Origin of the sequence: Lysinibacillus sp. FSL R7-0073, from assembly GCF_038009065.1 — a bacterium.
Classification (GTDB): Bacteria; Bacillota; Bacilli; order Bacillales_A; family Planococcaceae; genus Lysinibacillus; species Lysinibacillus fusiformis.
This window is the reverse complement of sequence record NZ_JBBPAS010000001.1, coordinates 3,852,458-3,878,436: the sequence shown is the minus strand read 5'-3', so window position 1 is coordinate 3,878,436 and position 25,979 is coordinate 3,852,458. Positions and strand designations below refer to the sequence as shown.

Here is a 25,979-nt window from a genome sequence, read left to right as displayed (position 1 = left end):
TTGTGCACAACATAATATTTTCAAAATCTTTCTAACTCGCAAAACGTATTTCGACTTTTGCGAGTTTTTTCTTTTATAGTTGAAATAAAATATTTTCAAACTTACTTATTAATTTATTGCTGGACCCAGTTTCTATAAAAGATGTTAAAATGTATATATTAATCTTATTGGAGTGATAGCCTTGTTTTTTAAAGATATAGAAATGACAACAGGCTCGCTTAATTGGGCTCAATTTTTTTTAAAGCTGGGTCGTTTGTATGGCCAAGAAATTTTAGAAGATGAACTTATACATAATACCATTATTAAAGTACCCTATACTAGTTATATTCCACACCTTTTAAGTCTTGGAACTGCTGACCAAATTTATTGTAAGCCAAGTGGAGAAACCGAAATTGATGATTTAAAAAGTAAATTGAAACCAGGATTATTAATTTATTATAAACCATCAGTTAACCAGGTTGAGACACCACATACTTTTATTGATTTTACAGATAATGGGTATCCTATTATTGAAGATAAAAAAAGGTATTCAACAAGAACAAAGTTGGGTGAAAATTGGGAAAACAAAATTAGGATTGCCAATGAACAGGTTATATACAAAAGGAATCGTACTTTAAAAAATAAAACTATTAACATATTGAAAGATTATTATCCAATTAGAAATTTAGATAGTTTAGCAAGGTCGAACAATCATCGTATTCTATTAATTGGTAATGAGAGAAAATTAAAACTTGAGGCTCAAGAGAAAATTGATAATATAGAAATTTATAGTTGGTTATTAATGCGCCCATTTTTACATCTACAGTCTTATTATTTGACAGATATTTATTCAAGTAAATATAAAGGTGATTTAAATGGTCTACCCCGATCTACAGTTGTTATTTATACTTCACTAGATGCCTTTTATAATTTTTATGAAGAATTAAATTGTTTTTCGAGTATTGTACTCTATAGTTCTGTTGAAAGTAATCCAACAGAGATTGAAGCATTATCAATGGTAGTAGACTTAATGGATGATAATGGTTCTAGCAAACTTATAGAAGATGCTGTATTTACTAATATTCCTAAGGGTATTGAAATGGGAACTTGGGTGGTGAAAAAATGACTAAACTAGAGGAATTCTCTGAGATATATAACCAATATATATTGCGTACACCTAAATTTTCACAGATTAGCATAAATGATAATGTTACAAATCGGATAAATAAGAACCTATATCAAATTAAAAATATACTAAATAGCAATATACTACATCAAAATATAGCTCTACTAGATTATGAAATCAGGAATATATTGTATTCTTACAGTACAACTATTATTCCTTTATATGAACAATTTCCAGAAGACTATTTTATGCATTTAATAGAAAGGATAAATACAGAATTTAAGGAATTTTTAGGTGATTCGTCCCGGTTAGGGGAGCTTGTTAAAGATTTTTGGAAGGTGTATGAACTTACCTACCATCCATTTGAATTAGCCTTACGAGAAATCATAATGTACTCATCAATGCGTTATGTGGTTATTACTAAAAAACCTTTACATAGTGAATTTGCTAAAAAAGTTACCTCTTTATTTAATCAATTATCCATTGATTTTAAAACTTATACTGAGTTTGTGAAGGACGTTAAGGCTTACGATAATGTTATCTTTATTGGTTCACCTAAAGTATATTCAAATTATGTTCTACAACATATTAATGCAAACCATTTTTACTTTATCACATTCAGTTGTTACTATTCACAGCTAAAATTCGATAATTGGATCGAACATGAAAGAGTCATTGGTACACCAAATCCCGTTCTCGTTAATCACAAACAAATTGAGAATACGTATATGTTAAATGAAGATGAAATTACAGAAACAACAAACAACATATTTACCTTAGAAGAACCAACAATTCCAGAATCCTTTATTTCCATTTTGATTTCTAAAGAAACTTCAGAAAATAACGATTTACTCGTCGAATGTAAATTAATTGAGTTAGAAGGTAATGACGTTCTCTTAGAGGAAATTGGCAAAAGAGCCAAGTGTGATGTAGTGACAAATGATTTTATTTTTGAAAGAAAGCATTTAAATGAGATTTTTGTAGGAGAATTCATTGTATTAGTTGATTTTTATAATTGGGATGATCGGAAAGAGATTGCGGATCTTTATTTTGAAAAAGAAGGGATTCTTAATGATAGGAAAATCTTAGCACGATTAAAGGATTATTTGAAAAAACAAATTGAAAGATATGGTGTTGAACGATATACAAAACATTTAAATCAAAAGTTAGACCTTAAACTTAAAGAGTATCAAGTTATAGGTCTCACAAAAAAGGAATCATTTAAATTACAAGATAATACGAAATTCAAAATACTATTAAGACACATTACACAAAAAGAGAAAACTGCAGATAAATTTTTTTATGCGTGCAAACGACTATCAAAATACCATAATCAGTTAGGTCGTATTGTCAGAAAGCAACTACGGGATTATTTAGACTCTAATCCAAGTATATTTGATGATATTGATGGTATCTCTAATATTACTATTCCAAATATGGAATTTTTAAAGGTGAAATTATGTAGAGTGAAAAGAATATCTGATAAAACATATCAAGTTCCTATAAGTCAGGTTGGTATACCTTTAGATTTATATAATAAGGAGGTTATTTAAATGGACATATTACAGGGAAATATAGGTAATAGAGATATTTTAGTAGAAGCGCTCAAGCAAGAATTAATAGGACCTGTCAAAATTGATGAAGAAACAATGATTGGTATTAATGTTGATTATGAATCTATAAAAGATATTTATTACTCAAGTGCTAAAGATAAACAGAAGAAATTTTATTATAACATTCAAACTAAAGATGAAATTATTCATAATGGAAACTCTCCAATTACTCAATATTCTGCAGGTATATTATTGCCTTATAATCAAGAATTAGTTGATTTAGATGATTCTGATAGTGATAGTCCATTAAATGCCTTAAAAAATGATGAAGTTTTGGTAAATGAAGAAGATATCGAAAAGATTGCTAATCGTTCAAATAGAAAAGATACGATTGAAGATAATAGCTATTCTATGAGTGATGAGATTCCTTCTAGTATGGCGTTTACATTTTATGTATCAGCTAAAGAGCAATTATCCCAGTTATCATTCGAAATAACAGGAGGTATTTACAAAAAAGTAAATGTCCGCTTAATTGATGAAGAAAATAAGTACAATCCTTACCAGACCGTTTGGTGGAATCGAGAAGCAGTAAATGTTATCACAGACTTGCAACTTCATTCATCAAAATTGATGTATAGCCAACAGTTTAAGCATGACACACTATTATTAGACTTAAGAGTTAATCTTAGACAAATTGAAAGTATCGAAAAAGAGGGGTATTTTGTTACAGTCAGTTTAACGAACTTGTCAAATGAACGTTCACAGATATATAAAAATGCACTGTTTCAATGTTGTCTAAAGGTTACATATAAAAATAATGACTGTTTTGATCCATATCCTACTTCCTTAATGCTAAGTTCTAAATCATCAGAAGAGGATTTAAGCAATTCTTTACTCTACCATGATGTGAAAACATATGCATTAGGGCACGGTTGTTCTGTAAATTGGGATGATAAAGCAAGTTTTCTTAAAACAACCTTTATTCCTGAACATGAAATAACAAATATCACACCGGATATAAAAGTTGAAAACGATCAGGAATTGAAGATATCAATGCTAGATATGGTTGATGGCTCATTACAAGATGTTCAACAGATGTTATCGAAAATTACATCTAGTTATGAAAAATGGATTGGTACGCAAAGGTGTAAAATCGCCAATTACCCCATAAATCTCCATGTAATTGCTGAGAAACATCTCGAGGAGTGTGAATTTGCTCTTAACCGAATGAAAAAAGGGATTTTAGCATTAGAGGATGAATCAATTCTAAAGGCATTTCAATATGCAAATTTAGCAATGTTTATTCAACAAATATCAGGTGGCTCTATTCAACAAGCTATTATAGAAGAAGGCAACCTTTTTTACAAATTGGATGATGAAACAATTTTAAAATTACCAGCGGTTGAAGAATTACGAAATAAATATGTTAACAATCGTAAAGGATACTGGCGTGCATTTCAAATTTCTTTTTTACTGATGTCATTACCTTCACTTCCTAAAGAAGCGACTAAAGAAAGAGAAATAGCTGATTTAATTTGGTTTCCTACAGGGGGAGGTAAAACGGAGGCATATTTAGCGGTTGCAGCCACAACTATTTTATATAGACGATTAGTAAATGCTGATGATTGTGGAACTGAGGTATTGATGCGTTATACATTGCGATTATTAACAGCCGATCAGTTCCAACGTTCTGCACGTTTAATTTGTGCTTTAGATTTAATTAGAATGAATCATACAGAGCTTTTTGGCAAAAAGGAAATTTCAATTGGTTTATGGGTAGGGAAAAGTAATACACCGAATAAAATTAAAGATGCGATAGAACAATTAAAAAATTTGAAGACTACAGGCTATAAAAAATATGAGTTTCTTATTAATCATTGCCCGTTATGTCGTTGCGAAATGACGCGTTATGAGAAAAAAGCAAAAGTAAAAGGTAATAAGGAATATGAGGTTACTGGATACAGAAGTATAAGCAATAGAAGAACAAGTGATTTTTTTATCTACTGCCCAAATAAAGATTGTTCATTTCACCAAAAGCTCCCAATCTACTTAGTGGATGAACAGATTTATGAAAACTCACCTACTTTTATCATTGGTACGGTTGATAAATTTGCCATGCTTGCTTGGGAGCCTAAAGCCCGCAGTATCTTTGGAATTGGTAAAAATGGAGATCGATATCTTGCGCCACCTTCATTAATTATTCAAGATGAGTTACATCTTATTTCAGGACCTTTAGGTTCAACTGTAGGAATATATGAAACAATAATAGAAGAATTATGTACAGATTATCGTACAACTGATAAAGGTAGACCTAAAATTATTTGTGCGACAGCGACAGTCAGAGGCTATAAAAAACAGATTCAGGCTCTCTTTGACCGCGAAACGGATAAAATCAAGTTGTTTCCTAGTCCAGGTCTGTCTCATAAAGATTCTTTCTTCGCACAGGTTCATATGGAGAAAGATCCAATAACAAAAGAATTACGACCATCTAGAGGGAGGAAGTATATAGGGATTGCCAGTCATTTTATTGGGATCCAGCAATTGCAGGTAAAAGTGTATACTACAGTTTTACAAATAGTCAAACAATTTGATAATCCTGACGCATATTGGACTTTACTTGCCTTTTATAACAGCATAAGAGAATTAGGTGGAAGTTTAACGTTATTCCAAACTGATATGTCAAACTATTTCTTACAATTTAGAAATAAGCATTATATTAAAGAACAAGGAAGATTTATTAATACGATTAAAGAATTAACTTCACGTTTAGAGAATAGGCAGGTCACAAATGCTTTGAATGAACTTAAAACACCGTTTGATCAACCAAAAGCGATTGATGTGTGTTTGGCTTCAAATATTATTGAAGTTGGAGTTGATGTTGAACGATTGTCTTTAATGTCTATTGTAGGACAACCTAAAAATACAGCACAATACATTCAGGTTAGTGGTAGGGTAGGTCGTGCTTGGTTTGAACGTCCTGGGTTAGTTATGACTTTATATAAATTATCGATGTCACGAGATAAATCTCATTTTGAGCATTTTAAAGAGTATCATCAAAGTTTATATCAACATGTTGAAGCAACAAGTGTTACACCATTTTCTGAGCCATCGATAGATCGTGCATTAGCTGGGATAATGATTGGGTGGTTGAGACAGTTGGGTGATGAGGCTTTAGGTGAATCGCCAATTACGATTAAACAGTTTACACATCTTTTTGATAATATGTATTCAAAAATAAGAAATCGCTTGATTAATATTGATTCATCATCATCAAGCTTAAATTACTTTGAAGAAAAATTTGAAGAAATTAAAAATCGGTTATTAAGTGATAGTTGTACTTTATGGCAACAAAACTATAAAAGTAATGATTATTTTTATATGTATTCATTTGGTTCCTATGTTCCAAATAGTTATAAAAAAAACGCATTACCAATTTTAACATCTCTGCGGAATGTAGATGCATCTTGCATGGGCACAATTTCGAATATTTATAATTCACAAGATTTGGAGGTTATAAATCATGATTAGACCTAAAGAAGCTGAAATTCCATTACGTCGTTCAGAATTAATATCTCCAAATGGAGTTGGTGCAATTACAACGAATAGTGATGGGATCAATATGATGCCTGGAGCATTAGATTTTTGGTTTCATGATGAGATCCAAGTTGAAGAATATCAGATTAAAGAAGAGCGTTTAAAAAATATATTTAAGGTTAAGGAATTTCGCATTCCGCCCGATTATCGAGTGCCTTTTAACAATCGTCAGAGAGAACAAGAATCAAACTTAAATATTCAGATTCCGATGCTTAGATTCCCAAATTATTATTATTGTTCACATTGTAGGGTTATGAGTAAACAGAAAGACTTTAGTAAAGATAGTCGCTTGTTGTGTATTGCTTGTAATAATAAATTTGCAAGGCTCATTCAAGTACCATTGATCGTTGCCTGTGAGAATGGACATTTGGATGATTTTCCTTGGGAACAATGGGTACATGAAGATTTAAATTCTGTTTGTAAAGGACCACTTAAATTTCTATCCACAGGAGGTGCAACACTTAGTTCCATGCAAGTAGTATGTACAGCTTGTAATAGCAAAAGAAAACTAGAACATTTAACAACTCGAGATTCGAAAAAACTCTATGAAAACCTTGAAAAAGGAAAAAAGTATAAATGTACTGGTCGAAAACCTTGGTTTGGGAGCAATAGTCCAAATGATGAAGGTTGTGAATGTATCCCACAGCCAATATTAAAAAATGCGACAAATGCTTATTATCCACAAGTGTTAAATGCTATCTATATACCTCTTGTAGATCAATATGAGGTCACTAAAATAATTGAACACTATAGTGAACAGAGTATTGAAAGAAAAATAATTAAATATACAGAAAAATCTTATACAAAAGAAGAAATTATCGAGGAACTTTTATTTGATTTTCCAGATAAACTCAAAGGATATGATACTGTTTTACTAGAAAAGGCACTTGATATATATAGTTCGCCACATACTGAGGAAGATAATAAAGAAGCATTAAATTTAAAATTAGTAGAGTATGATTATTTAGCTAAAGAGGAACCATTTGACACAAGTGATAAGTTAAAAATAGTCCCTTCTTACAATTCGAAGAATGGAGATAATCAATTAAATAAATTCGGGATTTCACAAGTGAACCTAATACCAAAGTTGATTGAAACTCGTGTTCTATACGGATTTAGTCGCATTAAAGAACCTCCTGCACTTTCAATTAACCCAGATAAGATCCTTATACAAGGGAAACATAAATTATTTAGGCATCCTGAAAAGCATAGTTGGTTACCTGCTTACCAAGTATATGGTGAAGGTATATTTATAGAATTTGATAATGAATTATTAAGCACTTGGGAAGATAAGTTTTTTGGTTCCAAACGATTTAGTAAATTGAGTGAAAGACTAAGGAATGCAAACAATAGTGGAATCAAAGTAAAAGAGGACGTAACCCCAAGATATGTGTTATTACATACACTATCTCACTTGTTTATTCAGGAAATTGTACTAAGTTGTGGGTATAGTTCAAGTTCTTTAAAAGAGCGTATTTATGTTGGACTAAATCAAGACAAGTATATGAACGGATTTTTAATTTATACTGCCACGGGTGATTCTGAAGGAACAATGGGGGGACTTGTAAGACTAGGACAGACTGTATCAATTGCAGAAATTTTAAATAAAGCAATTGAAAGTGCAAGATGGTGTTCATCTGATCCAATATGTAATGAAATTGGTATGGAAAAGGGTCAGGGAAGAGATTATGTAAATGGCGCTTCATGTCATAACTGTACCTATGTTTCTGAAATATCGTGTGAAGAATTTAACATGTATTTAGATCGTGGTTTAATTGCTAGTTATGAAAAACAGGAAGATTTCATGAGTTTCTTTGAATTTATTAATCTTAAGGAGTCAATGGTTTTAAAAGGAATTTAATTTATATGGAGTTGTTTTTGTACTGTTTATATTTTTGGAAAAAAACAGTGTTTTTAGTATATCACTCCTCGCGAAATGGAGACTCCTTTTTCGCGAGGATTTTATTTTGCTCAATTCTCTTGATTTAAATGTTTACCCAACCATGATCGTCGCAAGAACTGGCTATTTTCTGTTTGTGAATCCAGTGCTAAAGCAAATACCATCTGTTTGAAGGTAACAGCCAAAACAACAAATGGCATTGATTACTATCAGTACCTCGAAGCTATTAACAGATCTAACAAATTTACCAATTCAACAACAGCCTGAGATCTTACAAGATTACATGCCTTGGTCGAAAAATACAAATCACCTATTCGTCATGGGCACTGAGAATGTGCGTTTATTTTTAAATCCTTAGCTTACTGTATATAAATATAATATTTAAAAAATTATGTAAAAATTATGATTTGATGGGCTAAATTTAAAGGATTTATGGAAGTAAATTTTTATAAGCTACATATTTTGACCTTTATAGTTGTTATAATTTGTATAATATGGTTGTTAAGTTAAAGAAAAATATAGATGTTTTCAAACCGTAGTAAAATAGTTATAGATTATTATTGTTGAGAGGTGTTAGAGATGCACGAAGAAGAAAGAAAATTAGTTGAGTATATTAAGAAAAATGTACCTCAAATTAATAGTATGGGAAAGGTATATTATAGAGATAGTATCCCAGAAAAAAAAATTAAAGTTGCTTTAACTTCTATCTCCCCAGGCGTTTTTGAAAATATGATTAGTGTATATGTTGACACTACAGTGTTCGGTAAAGGGGATGACGGATTTATAGTTACTACTTCTAGTTTATATTATAAAGAGTTTGGAGCAAACCCAATCCATATTCCTTTTGAAAAAATTGAGCGAATTGAATTAACAAATGAAAATAAAAAGTTGACAGTTACTTGTTTAGGTAAGACTGTTAATTTGTCGAGTACAACATTTAAACTTCCTGAAACGAGAGTTTTTTTAAATGAAATGAAAAGTAGATATGAGAAAATGAAGGAATTATCTGTTAAATGTACAACAGATAGAATTTTAGCTTTAGAAGAAATGGATGTAAAAGTTCAAATTAATTATTTGAAAACGTTAGTTGCTTATGAAAAAAAAGTAATGGAGAATCTTTTATCTGCACCTTTGGCAGAAATTTTAGGGTTAATGACACAATTGAATTTTAAGCAAGAAATGAGACAAGAGATTAAAAGGTTTATTGTATCTGATAATGCAGATTTTGAAGAAGCCATACGGATGACAGTTATGACAGCTCCTTACGGTAATATTGATAATGTTAAACATTCATTGTTAAAAGATATTATTAGATTAACCCGCTCTCGAGATAAATCAAAGGCGAGTAATAATGAAAATTTAATTTACGCAGGTGGTCTATTAAATTTATCTGGGAATTTAAAAGAAAAGATTGATTTTATTGAATCCGTAATTATTAATGATGAAAAATTAATTGATGGACAGATTTCAGAAAAAGAATTTGAAAAAAATATAAAAAATTTTACTGCAAGTAGTGTTGCGGTTGGGGTACCTATTGCTGCTATTTATATCAGTGGTAGTGTAGTAGGGTTAAGTGCAGCGGGTATTACATCTGGTTTAGCTGCTTTTGGTTTTGGTGGACTATTAGGTTTTTCAAGTATGGTTACAGGAATCGGAGTTCTTATTGTTGGAGGAGTGGCAGTTTATACAGGCGTTAAGTATCTTACAGGTGGAAAGCAACGAAAAATAAATTCTAAGAGAGAAAAAATGATTCAAGAAGTAATTAAAATACATCAAGCTACGATCAACGCATTAATTGATGACATCAATTATTTTACAGAGGAATTAAATAGACTCTCACAAAATTATGAAGAAAATGCGCTGAAAATTGCAAATCTAATGGCAGAAATGCAGCTTTACAAGGAAGCTTTAACTAAAATTAAATCTAAATCTTCAGATTTAAAATTAGTCGTAAAGTAGGTGCGGAAATTGAAAGAAATTGAAAGAAGCCTTCAAGTTCAAAGACTTCAGCTACATGAAATGGAAATGCAATCAGATTCTATGAAGAAAGTTGTTGGTGAATTACATCAAGAATCTAATCGACAAGATTCTTTAATTCAAAATGCAGAGACAGAAATGGCTGAATTAAGAGAGCTATTAAATGAGTTAGAAAGAACAGATATTTTAGATACAGTACAAATAGATACTCTTGACCAAGAATTTTTTAATCAAAAGGAATTAGAGTTTTCTGCTACAAAACTCCATACTCTATCATCAGAAGCTATAGGCGGAAGAACTTGGGATGAATATTTTGAACGTGTAAATAGTTATATTAAGGATCATCAACTGAGTCTATCTGATGATCCAATGAAAAACCTTTTAACTCAGCAACATCAGTTAGATATTTTAAATCGTATTAAGGACGATTATAAGTTTAAGACAGGGAAATGTGATAAGTATGATTATATGATTGCATCATATTGTGGAATTGTAACGGGCTTAATAGATGCTTATTTAGTTGGGGCACCTGGTTCGAGTGTTCTTGGTAAATGGACAGATGGACAAGTTGATAATGTAGTAACAAAATTTGCAAAAACAGTCTTTAGATTTGATAAGGCAAATGGTGCAAATATTCGTACTGAGCCAAGCGGACTAGCATCTGCTATAGGATATTTAGAAAGGCGTTTTAAAGTAAATTATGATGCAAGGTATGCCAGTGATTTGGACTTAAGTGGGGAAACATTAAACATGAATCCTAGTAATCATCATTTGAAATCACTGGGCCATTCTCCAGATATAATCGGATTATTTTTCTCTATTTTAGATCAATTTACAGGAGAAGCTAGTTTTATTTCAGATGGAAAATTTATTCGTGTTGAACCAGTAGAAGGGACAAATAAATTCCAACTACAAGGTAACACTTTGATTTCAAAATTATTCGCAGGCTTTGCAAACTGGTTAGGCCATCTAATGTCAGATGTTGCAGGTTCGAGTGGTACAAGAGGCCATGATGAGGGAAGAAGAGGAGCAGGTATCCCTATTCCTTTCTACAACCTTTTTCAGCTTTGTGATTTAGGGTCAATAAAAGTAAACGGTGATAATAAGACAATTGCTGAGTTCTCAACTAAAGTTTTTGAGGCAGGGTATGACGCACGTTTCGGTGCAACAATGGCAATTCCAGTAGTAATAAATGAATTACTTATAAAATTAATGTGGTCTATAAAAAGTCTGTTTTATCATAAAAATAGCTTTAAAAATTCCCTACCTATTGGGAATAAGCCTGAATTACGAAGAATGTTAGTAGTGGGTCATGGTGCATTATGTTTGGTAGATGCAGGAGATGCAGCGATTCGTTCGGGGGGAGTAGCATTACTATTTGCGAGTCGTTTAAATATGGTAGCTTGGACTAGATTTGGAATTGCCGCATTTAAAGAAGAAAGAGCTATTTATCTCTCTAAAGGAATCGATTTTGAATCGTTAAATAAAGATTTGGAACTTGAATGGGAAAGGGTATTAAATGAGGCAAAAGAGCCGAATGAATAAGGGGTAAGTATTGGACAATTTTATCATAGATAAGTTTTGCCACAACACAGCAAATGATAGAAGATTCGAAGATGGTCCACAGTATGTCTCGTGTTGGTAGATGCATTGATAAAGGACCAACTGAGGCTTTTAGGGGTACGCTTAAAACAGAAAAATATTATTTAAAAAATATGATACGTACTTTGTACTATTAACAGCCATTGAGATATATTTTTCGTTTTACAACAATGAACGTTACCAAGAAAAGTAAAAGGCTTGAGCCCTTTAAAATTCTAGGATCAAGCCTCATAAAGTATTTTTATTATTTTCATTGTCTACTTGACAGGGAGCACCCCCTACCTTTGTAGTATCGGGTGGTGCTGCGTGTTTATATGTGTTGTTTGAATACGGGCTAACTTTGGAAGTATTTTCATGTTGATTCTTTGTGTATTAATTTAGTAATTTAATATGTTTAGATGCCAATAAACTCCTTTTAAAATTGAGTAAGATCGATGTTAGATTTTATCAAATATTATAAGTCATATGTATTTATTATATTTTCGTATGGATGAATTTGGATATTGTTTAAAAAATAGACTGGAATATGAGATATAAACATGAGTTTTGCAAGTAATTTGAACTCAAATAAAGGCTTCTTTTCTATTATTAGTGATAGAAAAGAAGCCTATATAAAAATGATTCGTATGTTCTAATTATCTTTTATCTAGAATATCTACAAAATTTTTAAATAGTAATGTATATGCGGCCATAATTTGGACTATAAATTTTTTCAAAATTAATGCTTCAGTTATTGAATCTACTTTCCTGTTATTTAGAAAAGGAATTTTACGCAGCTCATGAATTTCTTTTAAGACTTTTGAATATGAAGAATTATGTTCTAAATTCCTAATTTCTAAACAATGCCAAGAATTTGAATATATACCAATTGTGTCTTTATAAAATTCTTCATAGGCCTTAGCAAAATTGTTAGTTGAGAAGAGATTTTCAGATAAGTGGCTATACAAAGCTTCGTAACCCTGCATTGTTCGGAAGGTATAGTCCTCTGAATGATGACCACCAACGATCATAGTGTAACTTCCTGTTAAGGCAAATGTTAAATAGTTAAACATGTATTCTAATTCTTTTAATTCATTATAACTTAATCCTTCTCGTTCAAACTCTTCAATTATAGTTGCCATAGCATTATATAAACGATCTTTAAAATATCGTTCTGCGTTATCTACATTGTCAGCCATGTTATAACCATCTCTGGAAATAGTTCTCCATTTTTTACGAGGACCAATTAAGCTATCTACTTTTGGTTTTGTAAAATAGTCTTCATTTTCAAACTTGTATGTAGATAATAAATTACTTACTATTTTTAATATGAATTTTTCGAACAATTCTTTAACTTTGGTATCTTCTTTTATTAAATTTTGAACTTTTCGAATTACTTTCTCTTTATCAAGTTTATCTAAAAGTATAGATTTTAAGTCATTGGAAAATAATTTTAAAGGTAGATCTTGCGTTAAAAATTCTTCAGTTATTTTCTTATTTGGTGGCAGTGAGGGGTACATTATTACATTGTTTTGTAATTTGAAAATTGATGATAGAGAGATGAGGGTTTTGTCCTCTATGATATTATTAATAATTTTTTCATAATCATCAATGGCAGGCTTTAAATCTCCTTGTGCTTCATTATAATCAGCCTCATTATCAATACGTGTACCTTCACGATATAGATATACAACATCTGAGCCCACAAGTAAGTGTTTAATTTTGCTTAAAGAATCGATAAGTTCATTTTCATTTGCATCTTCAAGTATTACAAAATATAAATCAACCGGAGGAATATTTACTAAAGAGTTTTCTCCAGATAAGCCACGTGTGTCTATTAATCTTAAAAAGTTACATTTATCAGGTAAAACTTTTAATGCAAATGGACTAAACTCATCATAAACTGAAATTTCTTGAATGCCATATTTTTTATGAATTATATCAATCTGTCTAGATATCTCTTCTACATTGTCTTTTGTTAAATCGATATCTAAATGTTGATATTTTCCTTCTCCATCCTTATACCTGATAGTTACTTTTGGAGAAACTTTGATGTCCTTTTTCCACAAAGAATACTCAACTTTATAATCAGTAGTATCTTTACCCTTTTTAGAAAAAATCATTTCCAGTAATCCGCAACTTTTTGCAAACATGCCTGCGAATTTACTTTTCCCAACTTTTGTTCTTCCCACTAAAGCAGCATTTACATACATTAAATCACCTCATAATTTTTTTGATAAAGGAGTTGATTTGAAAACTCTACAGTTTGATTTTACATGTAATTATAAAAATTACAATAAATTGATAATTTATATTTTGGGTATAAGTAAGGTGCCAGGTACTCTCATTTTTAAGCGGAAAGCAGCATACTACTGTATAGGTATATTAGGAAAAGCTTTAAAAATCAGTTGAAAGAATATATTGATGTCAAAATCAAATCAAAAAATGATTTTAGTGTTAATGATAATAATCATACTATTAGACAGATTAAAAAAATTTGTTTAGTATCAATCATGCAATGAGTTTAAATTTAGCTAAATGCAATTGATAAAATTAAATGGTGGAACTATGGAGTTAAATTAAAATTGCAAAATTTTAAAAGATGAAGATTTTAATGAGATGATGAATATCAGTAGGGCTAGAAATGATGCATTCCATGGATGTGACGAAGAACGATATAGAGAAATTGAAGGAAAGGCCTATACATAAATAGAAAGAGGAGTAGTAATTTAAGCTGTATTAGAGAAAATAAATACAGCTTAATAGTAAGCCGTTAGCGAATAAACATGTACTTTTATTGAATATAGTCAAAATCATAGTCAATAAAATAGCTTTCCCCCGCAACCATTGATTTAACAACATTTCGAGACAGTTGGTGTGATTCCCGCCGTCTCCATCATCATACAAACTTATTGGATTTCATGGACACCCATGTGACTTAAAGCATAAATTTTCTATGGAAAGTTTATACTTTTTAGAATTTTATAGTTGAATATTATTCACTTCTTAGGTAATTCAATAAAAAAGTGTATTATTAATAAAAAAGTTGTTTTTCAACAAGAGAGCCACAGTGTTAAACAACACCAAAAGAATATGGATTTCATTTTTAAAAATTGACGTGTCAACCTACCAAAAAATAAAAGCATCGAATCATTTGATTCGATGCTTTTGTTTAACAATCTAGTGTATGTTTCATCAAAAGCTCCAAACACTCTGGAATCCCTTCAGTAATGGTAAAGTATTTAAACCGGTTATCCTTATCGGATTAGACCATGTTCAATGTTCATAACATCGCTAGCCTTTATATAGTATATCGCTCCATTAAAGAATTTAATTCACGATTTAATTCCGTTAGTTTTTCAGCAGCATGAGCTACATCCGTAATTGCTTTAATGTGCTCATCGATGGAAGAAGCAATTTCCTGTACGGAAGCGGCCGTTTGTTCTGATACGCTGGACGCACTTTCGATTCCTTCACTCATCAACTTATTATAGGATGTCATCACGTCCATTTCTTTATTAACGGCTAATATGGATTCTACAATTTGTTTAACAGAATCAGACATCTGATTGAATTTACTTTGTGTTAGGACTACATCATCATTTAACTTTTTAGCAGTCTCCATTGTTCCTTCTACAGTTTCAACTGTTTTAGTCGTTTCTGAAACAATGGATGAAACCACTCCTTGTACTTGGTGGGTGGCCATTTTCGATTGTTCTGCTAGTTTTCTTATTTCATCGGCAACCACTGAGAATCCTCTACCATATTCACCTGCTCTTGCAGCTTCAATACTCGCATTTAAAGCTAGTAAATTGGTTTGCTCTGCGATTGTTTCAATGGTTTCCATCACCTGTGTGATTTGATTTATTTGATCATTTAATTTTTTAATTTCATCACTGACTTCTTGTGAGGCTGCTAGTGAAATAGTATTGGACTGTTGTAATTGTTGTACTATTTCAATTCCCTCGGATGATATTTTTTCTGCATGTTTTGTAATGTCGTACATAACTTTACTTTGTTTTTCCGTGGTTTCTATAGAACTTGATAATAGCTCTACTGTTTGGTTTATGCTGTCCAAATCATTGGCTTGTTCCTGTGTACCAGTAGCAATTTCAGTAATTGCTCTACCAACTTCGTCACTACTAGCAGATGTTTCTTCTGAAACAGCTGATAAGTTAGTCGCTGAATCCAATAAATGTTCACTTGTATTTTTAGTCTTTTCGACGAGCGTGCGTAATTGCTGTGACATTTTATTAAAAGCAGTAGCAAGTTGTCCAATTTCGTCATTTGATTCAGGTAGATGGGTAACCATTATATGACCATCAGCAATTTTTGTTGCGGCTTCAGCTACTTCTTTTAAAGTATTTAATTTCTTCCGAATACCTAAATAAAACACCAGTGAGCTTAAAATAATAAGTATGACTGTTGCACCAAAAATAATATATTGTAAAATGTTTAACCCTTCATAAAATTCATCTTGAAAGACAGCAATTCCAATAGTCCAACCCCAAGGCTCAAAATATTCTGTATAGGCTGTTTTATCTTTAAAAGAACCATCTGGTTGTTTATCAGAATAAATGACAAAGCGATCTGATTCATTTTTGGACTTGCCGCCTGCAATGATCATTTCACGATTACTTCTGTTAAGGTCATCGGCAGGAGCTCCACCTATTTTAGAAGGATGGAGTTGTAACACTAAATCCTCGTCAAAAGCTAATATATAGCCATTTTCTTTGTAAGTAAAATTGGACTTTTGATAATCGTACTCTCCCATCTCATTGACGGGTCCATTTAGAATAATTCTGGCTTGTTCTTTTCCTTCTTCTAGTGTTATTTTGCCATTTTCCACTTCTTCATTAATCAATTCTATTGAAGTATAGGCCCCTTTGACAATGCTTTGGAGTTCTCGTTGACCTGATTCTAAGAGCTGATCTTTGGCAACCAAATAGCTTGTTGAGCCGATAATCACAACTGTTACAAGTATAATAATTGTGATTAGTAGCATTAACTTCCCAGAGATGCTTCGTAACCGTAAATTTTTCTTCATCATTTGCTTCCTCCCACAACTATATATAGGTATATTTCGACAGTAATCTTCATAATTCAATGGTATCGAAATTATTTTTTATATGAGGCTAATTGTCCTGCAAACGTCTATTCATTCATCAATCTTTTATAGATTGACATTTTTAGTGTGAAAATGATGTGATTTTTTAACAAACATCTTTCATAATATCTAAGATTTTGTAATCTCATCTGTTTACATAACATATTAATATACTGTTGAAATGCCGTTTTCTAATTCATACTAGAGTATTGTTAAGCGTTCGATACTATATAGATGGTTCTCACTGGTTAGTTTTATTTTGAAGGAAAATAGGCTGTAGACGGGGATACAGTTGCTACAGAAAATGAAGGTGATATATGCATGGTTAGGCGGTACATCAATAAAGTAAAAATGTATACATGAGCAAAATAAGGTATATTATATTTGTTGAATAGATTTTCTTTAAGACAGGAAAAGTAGGTGAACCAAAATGGGGAAATATCAATTGGATACTAAAGGTAAGGCGGCTGTGGCGAAGTATCATGAAAAACACAAGCCTGCTCAATTTGATAAAAAGCAGCAACTTGAGAAAATACGTGCAGAGTATTTGAAAAAGAAGCAAGAACAAGCAGATCAATAATATGAATGAAAACATAGGAAGATTAAAATCTCCCTATGTTTTTTTCAATTGATCGTAGAGTTTATTTTTCAGGTATCTATTCCTCATTAATTGATTTCACACGCCCCAGCATTTTTAATTTGTTCATACTCCGTTCATATTGTTGTCATAGGGAGGACATCTTCATTTTGTAAGCTATCCTAAACGGTTTGCGGAAGTGGCCGGATAAGAAGTTGATGATGAAAGGGAGGAGTGGCACGAGCAGTTAAAGCGGTCTGCACTTGCGGTTTTATAGTCTCGTGCAAATAGAATGAAAAAAACGATAACTATTATAGGTAAAATCATAGCGGGTTTAGTGATAGCGCTAGTACTCTTTTTATTGATTGTATTCGTAGTTAATATTGTCTGCAACAAAATAGAGCAAGGAAAAATAGAATCATATGGTCAGTCTGTAACAGTAGATGGGAAAAATATGAATTTTTTCATTCAGGGCGAGGGCGAGGAAACGGTCGTGCTTTTACCTGGTTATGGAACGGCGGCACCAGGGCTTGATTTTCAACCTTTAGTAGATGAACTATCTCCATTTTACAAAGTTGTTGTCGTGGAGCCCTTTGGTTATGGATTAAGTGATTCAACCGAGAAGGAACGGAGTACCAAAAATATAGTTAGTGAAGTGCATGAAGCATTACAGCAGCTTCAGATTGAACAGTATATTTTAATGGGCCACTCGATTTCGGGTCTTTATGGACTGGATTATGTGAATACATATCCAAATGAAGTGAGTGCATTTGTTGGGCTTGATAGCAGTGTTCCATCAATCAGTGAGAAAAAGATTGGTTCTTCCATCATTAGAACTATAAAGTTTCTTAAACAATCGGGTTTAGCTCGATTGCAGGTGAAGCTAGGTGATGACCCATACGCCGAACTATCGTATGATGAAAAAACAAAGGAACAGTTGAGAATGCTTAAGCATAAGAACATGTATAATTCCACTCAGTTAAATGAGGCTGAAATGATGTATGAAAATTTTAAAGCAGCTGAAAGTTTGTCATTCCCCAAAAATCTACCTGTTATATTCTTTATTCAAGCGGATCATCCAGTCACTGACAGGTGGGTACCCGAGCATCATAAGCAAATAAAAGATTCTGTCTATGGGCAAGTGGTGACATTTGATGGGGATCATTATTTATATCGTACTAAGGCAAACGAAATCGTTGAAGGCTTAAGAGAATTTTTGAAAGAGGTCAGATAAATTGTGAGTTCATCTGAAAATGAGACGAGTCAGCTAAGTGATGAAAAACCGCCCATTTGGACGGTTTTTTTCACATTTTAACTAAAAATTTTTACAGCCGAGCTAGTGCCTATTCTTGAGGCTCCCGCATCTATCATTAATTGGATATCTTCCATGTTACTTACACCGCCTGATGCTTTTACGCCAACATTTGGTCCGACTGCTTGTCTCATTATCGCAACGTCTTTAGCAGTTGCGCCGTGCAGTGAAAAACCTGTGGAGGTTTTAAGATAATCGGCGCCAGCTTTTACGGATAATTCGCATGCACGAATTTTTTCTTCATCCGTTAATAGACATGCTTCTATAATCACTTTTACTAGCGCTTTTCCTTTTGCAGCGTTTACCACCATTGCAATTTCTTTTTCCACTAGCATATTGTTTTTGTTATTTTTTAATTCTGCAATATTTAATACTACATCGATTTCTGTAGCCCCATTACCAATAGCATTTAAAGTCTCAAAAACTTTTGCTTCAGTCGTGTTTGCACCTAAAGGAAATCCTATTACTGTGCATATATTCACATCTGACTCACGTAATAGATCTGCAGATAAGCTTACCCATGTAGGATTCACGCATACAGATGCGAAGCCGTATTGTATTGCTTCTTGGCATAATTGAATGATTTCTTTTTCTGTCGTATTAGGTGAAAGTAATGTGTGGTCTATTAATTTTGCATAGTCCATAAATATATCATCTCCGGCTTCAAAATATGTTTCCCTACTAAAAAGCTCTGTGGGGATGTTCAGCTACCCACATGACTTATATTAAAGGGTTTAATATTTTTTAGACCATCCAGTGTAGTTGATTTTTCACCATCCATTATAATTCTACATATGGTTTAGGTCTTTTGGTGTTTTTTTGTTCTATATTCTCGACATTAAACATGGTCCATATATTTCAAACATTTAGCTAGTAGCTGGGTGCGATTTGTTACTTGAAATTTTCGATAGAGGTTTTGAAGATGTTTTTTAATTGTATTTTCACTGACGATTAATTGCTGGGCAATTTCTACATTTTTCAGACCCTTGGAAACAAAATTCAGCACTTCTCTTTCTCGTGCCGTCATTTCAAACAGAATAGAGGGCTGTGAATGTAAATGTAAGGCGTACATATTTTCTATATTTCTTTTCAAATACACTAACATTAAAACATCTTTTTCATTAAATAATTTCTCGCCTATTTTTCTTAAAAAGCCGATAACAGCAACATGTCTATCGTCTACTTTTAAGTACAATGCCATTTCATCTTCATAACGGTTCTCTCTTAAAAATACGTCTTTATAATGTGATTGTTTTTGAAGGCACATGGCTTTATTGTTATTGAGCAACTGAATGGCATGCTGTGTATCTATATTTTGAGGATGTAGTGGGTCAAAATTTTTATATAGGTGTAAATATTCATTAATCGTATGAACCTCGATGTTAAGAAGTACAGGTGTCTTTAATTCGTTATTTGACAGTTCCCAAAATAACATATGATGATAACCGAGATGTTGGTTTAATGTATGTAACAATTCATGTTTAAAGCTCTCATTACTTTGTTTCACATTCAAGTTGGAAATATGATAACTCGCCTTAAGAATTTTTTCTACATCACCTTCATAAAACATGAAAACACCTCATTTCTCTATTAAGCACTTATATTCTATTTTGAGAACAATTATCCTTTTGGGTAATATAAATATTTTAGAATATTCAGTACATTATGGTTGTAAGATTAATTCTACATGAGGTGATGATATGAATTTACATGAGTATGCTTCATATGACGGAATAGGCTTAGCAGAACTAGTAAAATCAAAAGAGGTAACACCACAAGAGCTCAAAAATCTTGCGTTAGAAGGAATCAAAAAAGTAAATCCATCTATTAATGCAGTAGTCAGTGTGTTAGAGGAGCAAGCGGACAAAGCCATTGAAAAGGTGGATAAAAATGCCCCATTTGCAGGTGTTCCGTTTTTAATTAAAGAGCTTGTCTTACATGCGGAGGGCGTCCCGCATAGTATGGGGAGCCGTATAGGCGAAAATACAGTAATACCTGTAGATAGTGAGTTAATGGTGCGTTTTAGAAAAGCCGGTTTAATTTTAGCGGGGACTACGACAACGCCTGAATTTGGTTATAATGCAGCGACTGAAGCAGTTATTTATGGTGCTACACGGAATCCATGGAATTTAGACCATAGCCCTGGTGGTTCGAGTGGAGGGTCAGCAGCCGCTGTGGCAAGTGGTATTGTACCAATTGCTCATGCGAATGATGGTGGCGGTTCCATTCGTATTCCCGCATCCTGTAGTGGGTTAGTTGGATTAAAGCCGACGCGTGGACGAGTTCCTACTGGCCCCTTCAATAGCGAGCCTTTAAATGGGATTGCCATTGAATTTGCAGTGACCCGTACGATTCGTGATGTGGCGGTTTTACTGGATCAAGTAGCAGGCCCAGATGTAGGGAGCTATTCAAAATTAGAAGTAACTCATGCTCCTTATGGACAATTAATTCATGAAAATGTCCGCCCTTTAAAAATTGCATGGACAACTGAAACGAATTCTGGCGCATTTGTAGATCCAGAATGTATAGAAGCTGTTCATAAAACCATTCAAGTTTTAAAGGACTTAGGGCATGAAGTAGTGGAAGCACGTCCGAAATATGAACAAGCGACATATACAAAGGCTACGGTCGATATTTGGACAGCCAATATTTATAAAATGATTAAGGGTGCGGCAGAGGGGACAGGTAAAGCAGTCTCTCCGGATAATATTGAAGCGGCCATTTGGAAATGCTATGAATATGGTGGCAATTTAAAAGCATCCGAATTATTAGATGCCATTAATATCAATGCCCTTGTTTCTCGTCAAGTAGCAGGCTTTTTTGAAGACTACGATATTTTATTGAGCCCAACAATCGGTACATTGCCTGCTAAAATTGGCGAATTAAATGCGAATAATCCTAACATTTCAGCTGTTGAATGGACGGAGCAAATATTCACCTATGCGCCATTTACAAATTTATTTAATGCTACAGGGCAGCCTTCATTATCATTGCCTTTGGCAGAAAGTCAATCAGGTTTACCAATTGGACTACAAATGACAGGTAAATTTGCAGATGAATTAACATTATTACAGCTTGGTAGACAGTTAGAAGAAGCCATGCCTTGGAAAGATCGTAAACCTGCTGTACATGTAAGTACAACACAGCCTCAGCCAGCAGTATAGATGAGCATGAACGCACTCCAGTCATGACAAAAGTGTAGACGGGGTGCGTTTTCGGTATCCTTTAAAATCATGCGTATACACTACGACAAGAAACAGGTCTTTCCCCCATCGACCAATTCATATACATAAAGTAAAAACTAATAGGAGTAGTGATTATTGAACAAACAACATCACAGGTATAGATGGGTTGTGTTTGTTGCTGTATTGTTTACGTATTTGTTAATGGCCAGTCAACGAACTGCTCCGGGGTTAATTACAGACCAATTGATGAGGGATTTTGGGGTGACGGCATCGACGATTGGGCTATTGACGAGTATCCAGTTTTTTGTGTATACGAGTTTACAAATTCCGATGGGGGTTTTAGCTGATCGCTTTGGGCCGAACTTTTTTCTTATAATAGGTGCCATCCTTACAGGGCTAGGCACGATTCTATATAGTCTAGGTACACATGAATTTATCCTATTTTTTTCTAGAATACTTACGGGTGTAGGCGATGCAACTATTTGGGTGAATATGGTGCTTATTTTGGCACAATGGTTTCAGAAGAAGGAATTTGTGCGTTTAATAGGCTTTGCTGGTATGACAGGGAGTCTAGGTTTCTTATTGGCGACGGTGCCCTTTGCTACTTTGATTTTTCTATTTGGTTGGAGAATTTCATTTTTTTCAACAGGACTCTTATTATGTGTATGTGGTGTTCTTCTTTATTTTGTACTTGTTAAAAATACGAAACGTATCTTTTCAGCAAAAGCGATAGTTGAACCTGAGGTAGTACAACGAGAAAAAACGTCTGTTTTATTGCGAAGAATATTTTTAAATCGACAAGCTTGGGCATTATTTTTTTGCCATTTCGGGGTTGTTGGGGGATATGTTGGCTTTATCAGTTCATGGGCTGTGCCCTATGGAATCAATATGTATGAGATGACACGGTCAGAGGCGAGTCAGCTAATTATGGTTGGTCTTATTGGAGCACTTATCGGGGCTCCTTTAACGAGTTGGCTGGCAGGTTGGTTAGAAACGATTAAAAGACCATATATTGTTGTTCATATCGCTGTTTTATTGAGTTGGTTTTCCTTTCTTTTGTATAAAGGGCAACCGTCCATTTTCTGGCTCATCGTACTATTCTTCATCATCGGCTTTGGGTATGGAGCAAGTGCCTTAACGTTCGCGGCTGTTCGTCAAACTTTTCCTATCACTGAGTCTGGTATCGTTTCTGGTTTTGCGAATACAGGAGGCTTTTTAAGCGCTGCATTACTACCAATTATTTTTGGCTATGTGTTGGATTATTTTCAATCGAATTCAGGTTATTTAGGAGATGGGTACTACTATGGATTTATCATCCCAGTTGTATTTTCCGCCATTGGCCTGATGGGAGTACTGTTATTGAAAGAAAAGTTTGTGAGAACAGGTAATTAAAACAATATCATTACTAAACTAGGGCATACGAATTTGAGGGAAGACCTTAATATAGGTCATTCCCTTTTTTTATACTTTTTGTAAATCATACTTGGGCTATTATAATAGTCCTGGTATAATTTAACTGTATTGTTGGTTCGACATATATGGGAATTTGTAACGTATTTAATATTTAGGATTTTGAAATAATTAGACATTGTACTTATTAGTAGTAGGGATATTTTTTACTCATTTTATACAAATGAGTTTTTAGTAAATGAATTATACATATTGAGTACAGCGAAAAGGAGTTATTAACAGTGATAAAAGTTAAACATTTTACTATCGGAATTGGATTGCTATTAATTTTATCAGCATGTAGTGGTGAAAAAACTGTAAAAGAAGATAATGAAAGCAAAATTGAGGCAGAAATTTTAACATTAGAAACACTTCTGAAAGAAAAAAAGTATGAGGACCTTTTAATTAAAATGGAAACAATCGATTTATCAGAATCAGAAACTGATAAAGTAAGAGCAGTAGGCACTAAATTTGTAGACCAATTAATCCAAGAAAAAAATTTTGAATTCTTGGATTCGAAATATAACAGAATGAGAATCAACTTGAATCGTGATGATTGGACTAAAGTTGTAAAATTTGTAGAACAAGAAAAAGAGTTACGATTAGATGAAATGGAACAAGCAGTTAGAAATAATGACTTCCAAAAAGTACAAGAATTATATGATCATGCAAAAGGGCTAGAAGATAATGCCGATTTTTCAGCGATGTATAAGTATGCTCAATATTTACAAACTGATCAGAATTCCTATGAGGCATCGGGAGCTTTAGCACTAGCTGTTGACCCTGAATATCATGGGAGAATGAGAGAGGAAATAGTAGCAGGAATTACAAATACCTCATATGCCAGTCCATTAACATTTGGACCAATATCTCTAGACGATTGGAATTGGATAGAAAGAGAATACCGAAATAATTTATTTACTATGGAAAGAATATCTAATGCAGAAAAAGAAAGAAAAGAAAAAATTGAAAGCGCTAGAGGGAGTAATCCTTCGCTTGGAATGACCTACGAGGAAGTATTAGCATCACTTTGGGGTGAACCTTATGATGTGAATAGAACTGTAACAGAATATGGAACTTATGAACAATGGGTGTATGGAAATGGACAATACCTTTATTTTGAAGATGGAATATTAACAAGTTTCCAAGATTAAATAATTATTTTTTTAGTGTCACTACTCTATATTATCTGTAAATGTATGAGGGAACATCTGGACCTTAGATGTTCCCTTTTATTTCTTTTCCTGCAGTATCATACAGTGACATAATCTTGCTAGTAGTTAGTCGAGTGGTTATTAAATTAAAAAACGCTATGCCAACTAATAGAATTTACGAGCTACCCCATATAAACACTTTCACAAGTATCTGGTGCAGGTTCATAGAAGCAATGGTTTTTAAATTGACCTGTAAATGGTTGACCGTACCATGTTGGGGGACATGGGGCATATGGGTTGAAGTACCAAAGGGCGTATTTGGCTGGGTGCTGACGCCAGAAGTCTAAGTTCTGTTTGGCTAATCTTTTTTCCGTTTCCCTTGCACGTTGGTAAAACATATTGCCTTTTTGAACGGCTTCAAACGAATAGTTTCCCCCTTGTACTTGATAAATGACTTGCTCGATAGTTCTCACATCATTGAAGTCCAAGCAAGATGCGACAGCTCGATTGACAATCACATTGCCCACGTACAACATACCTTGCTGTCCTTCACCTTCAGCCTCAGCTCGCATCATCCTTGCCATTAAAGCAACGTCTGCATCACGGTATTTTACTCTTGGCATTTTTACCACCTCCACCATATAGTATGAAAATGATCGAGACGAATTTCACTTTATCCTGAAAATCACCTGTTTTTCTATTTATAAGCAAAGAAAACACGCCATTCGTGCTGCAAAATAAAGGAGCAAGATGGCGTGTTTTTATTAAAAATTCCTTTTGAAATAGGGTGTTTTTTTCAGTACGACACATACGGGGATAGCGATAATTAGGCCAACAATGTTTTGAATAACATCACCAGGAATGGATGCTAACGGTGCAATCCAGCTATTGAACATAATCGCTTGCCCAATGTAATAGACGGCAATCATTACGGGCATGGATACTACAGCCCCTAAAATGTTTAAACCAATATGGTCGCCTTTATATCCTTTTGACCAGGCAATTTTACCAACGATAAAGCCCTGTAATGCGCGTGAAATAATAGTAGTGGGTGCCCAAATTAACCAGCCCCCTACGATATCGAATAAGCCCATTCCGATGGCTCCCGCAAGTGCTCCTTTTTTTGGTCCAAATAAAATGGCTGAGATGAACAGCATCGATGTCCCTAAGTGAATTAGTCCACCTTGACCAAATGGTAGTTTAAGATTAATAAACATGGTAGCAACGAAAACAAGTGCCGCTAAAATGGCTGTAATGACTAAATCAAATGTTTTCGTGCGTGGTCTTGTATAAGATGATCTTTGTATATTTTGCATCTTTATCTTCCTCACTATGATGAATATTTTGATGATTTTTACTTTAGCAAAGGACTGACTGTTATAAAAGTGTCAATTTTATAAAATAGTTAGAGGTCAGTTGGAGGATATTTTCGCATCTTTCTAATTGTGATACGATGAGGTGAGTATAATCAGGATGAGTTAGGTG

General features: G+C 33.3%; 17 protein-coding genes. 11 read left to right on the top strand and 6 right to left on the bottom strand.

What is annotated here, in order from left to right; translation table 11 throughout:
* Window positions 1–181: 181 nt before the first annotated feature.
* The 6 genes from MKY88_RS19485 (at window position 182) to MKY88_RS19460 (ending at window position 11,674) form a co-directional block, all read left to right on the top strand.
* Complete coding sequence (locus MKY88_RS19485) at window positions 182–1,105, top strand: hypothetical protein (protein WP_340814486.1); 924 nt, start codon at window positions 182–184, stop codon at window positions 1,103–1,105.
* Window positions 1,102–2,658 (top strand): hypothetical protein, encoded by a 1,557-nt coding sequence (locus MKY88_RS19480; protein WP_340814485.1) that lies wholly within the window; start codon window positions 1,102–1,104, stop codon window positions 2,656–2,658. The genes MKY88_RS19485 and MKY88_RS19480 overlap by 4 nt, the downstream gene beginning before the upstream one ends.
* A complete protein-coding gene (locus MKY88_RS19475; protein WP_340814484.1) occupies window positions 2,659–6,186 on the top strand; it encodes a helicase-related protein in 3,528 nt (1,175 codons plus the stop codon).
* Window positions 6,179–8,113: a DUF1998 domain-containing protein gene (locus tag MKY88_RS19470; RefSeq protein WP_340814483.1), complete on the top strand. Its 1,935-nt coding sequence runs from the start codon at window positions 6,179–6,181 to the stop codon at window positions 8,111–8,113. The genes MKY88_RS19475 and MKY88_RS19470 overlap by 8 nt, the downstream gene beginning before the upstream one ends.
* A gap of 618 nt (window positions 8,114–8,731) precedes the next feature.
* Window positions 8,732–10,111: a hypothetical protein gene (locus MKY88_RS19465; protein WP_340814482.1), complete on the top strand. Its 1,380-nt coding sequence runs from the start codon at window positions 8,732–8,734 to the stop codon at window positions 10,109–10,111.
* The gene (locus MKY88_RS19460; protein ID WP_340814480.1) at window positions 10,112–11,674 is read left to right on the top strand and encodes a hypothetical protein; all 1,563 of its coding nucleotides are present in this window, start codon (window positions 10,112–10,114) and stop codon (window positions 11,672–11,674) included.
* Window positions 11,675–12,366: 692 nt separating this feature from the next.
* Here MKY88_RS19460 and MKY88_RS19455 read toward each other — a convergent pair.
* Window positions 12,367–13,923 (bottom strand): hypothetical protein, encoded by a 1,557-nt coding sequence (locus MKY88_RS19455; RefSeq protein ID WP_340814479.1) that lies wholly within the window; start codon window positions 13,921–13,923, stop codon window positions 12,367–12,369.
* A 1,088-nt stretch (window positions 13,924–15,011) separates the two neighbouring features.
* Window positions 15,012–16,760, bottom strand: a complete 1,749-nt coding sequence (locus MKY88_RS19450; RefSeq protein ID WP_340814478.1) for a methyl-accepting chemotaxis protein — start codon at window positions 16,758–16,760, stop codon at window positions 15,012–15,014.
* 487 nt (window positions 16,761–17,247) lie between these two features.
* On the opposite strand from MKY88_RS19450, the gene MKY88_RS19445 reads away from it, so the two are divergent.
* Window positions 17,248–17,397 (top strand): hypothetical protein, encoded by a 150-nt coding sequence (locus tag MKY88_RS19445; RefSeq protein ID WP_025116598.1) that lies wholly within the window; start codon window positions 17,248–17,250, stop codon window positions 17,395–17,397.
* A 289-nt stretch (window positions 17,398–17,686) separates the two neighbouring features.
* The gene (locus MKY88_RS19440; RefSeq protein WP_340814476.1) at window positions 17,687–18,628 is read left to right on the top strand and encodes an alpha/beta fold hydrolase; all 942 of its coding nucleotides are present in this window, start codon (window positions 17,687–17,689) and stop codon (window positions 18,626–18,628) included.
* A gap of 77 nt (window positions 18,629–18,705) precedes the next feature.
* Here the strand turns inward: MKY88_RS19440 and deoC are convergent, their stop codons facing one another.
* Both deoC and MKY88_RS19430 read right to left on the bottom strand, forming a co-directional pair.
* Window positions 18,706–19,350, bottom strand: coding sequence for a deoxyribose-phosphate aldolase (deoC, locus tag MKY88_RS19435; RefSeq protein WP_069482532.1), 645 nt, complete (start codon window positions 19,348–19,350; stop codon window positions 18,706–18,708).
* A gap of 194 nt (window positions 19,351–19,544) precedes the next feature.
* Window positions 19,545–20,276, bottom strand: a complete 732-nt coding sequence (locus MKY88_RS19430) for a response regulator transcription factor (protein WP_340814475.1) — start codon at window positions 20,274–20,276, stop codon at window positions 19,545–19,547.
* Window positions 20,277–20,406: 130 nt separating this feature from the next.
* Here MKY88_RS19430 and MKY88_RS19425 point away from each other — a divergent pair, with 130 nt between their 5' ends.
* The 3 genes from MKY88_RS19425 to MKY88_RS19415 all read left to right on the top strand — a co-directional run bounded on the left by MKY88_RS19425 (window position 20,407) and on the right by MKY88_RS19415 (window position 24,494).
* Window positions 20,407–21,870, top strand: coding sequence for an amidase (locus MKY88_RS19425; protein WP_340814474.1), 1,464 nt, complete (start codon window positions 20,407–20,409; stop codon window positions 21,868–21,870).
* Between the two features lie 156 nt (window positions 21,871–22,026).
* The gene (locus tag MKY88_RS19420) at window positions 22,027–23,283 is read left to right on the top strand and encodes an MFS transporter (protein WP_340814472.1); all 1,257 of its coding nucleotides are present in this window, start codon (window positions 22,027–22,029) and stop codon (window positions 23,281–23,283) included.
* 299 nt (window positions 23,284–23,582) lie between these two features.
* Window positions 23,583–24,494, top strand: coding sequence for a hypothetical protein (locus tag MKY88_RS19415; protein ID WP_340814471.1), 912 nt, complete (start codon window positions 23,583–23,585; stop codon window positions 24,492–24,494).
* A gap of 182 nt (window positions 24,495–24,676) precedes the next feature.
* Here MKY88_RS19415 and MKY88_RS19410 read toward each other — a convergent pair whose 3' ends face one another.
* Window positions 24,677–25,117 (bottom strand): cell wall hydrolase, encoded by a 441-nt coding sequence (locus MKY88_RS19410; RefSeq protein ID WP_025116607.1) that lies wholly within the window; start codon window positions 25,115–25,117, stop codon window positions 24,677–24,679.
* A gap of 141 nt (window positions 25,118–25,258) precedes the next feature.
* Window positions 25,259–25,810 carry an ECF transporter S component gene (locus MKY88_RS19405; RefSeq protein WP_069482526.1) on the bottom strand — a complete coding sequence of 184 codons (552 nt, stop codon included), beginning with the start codon at window positions 25,808–25,810 and terminating at the stop codon, window positions 25,259–25,261.
* Window positions 25,811–25,979: the final 169 nt, after the last annotated feature.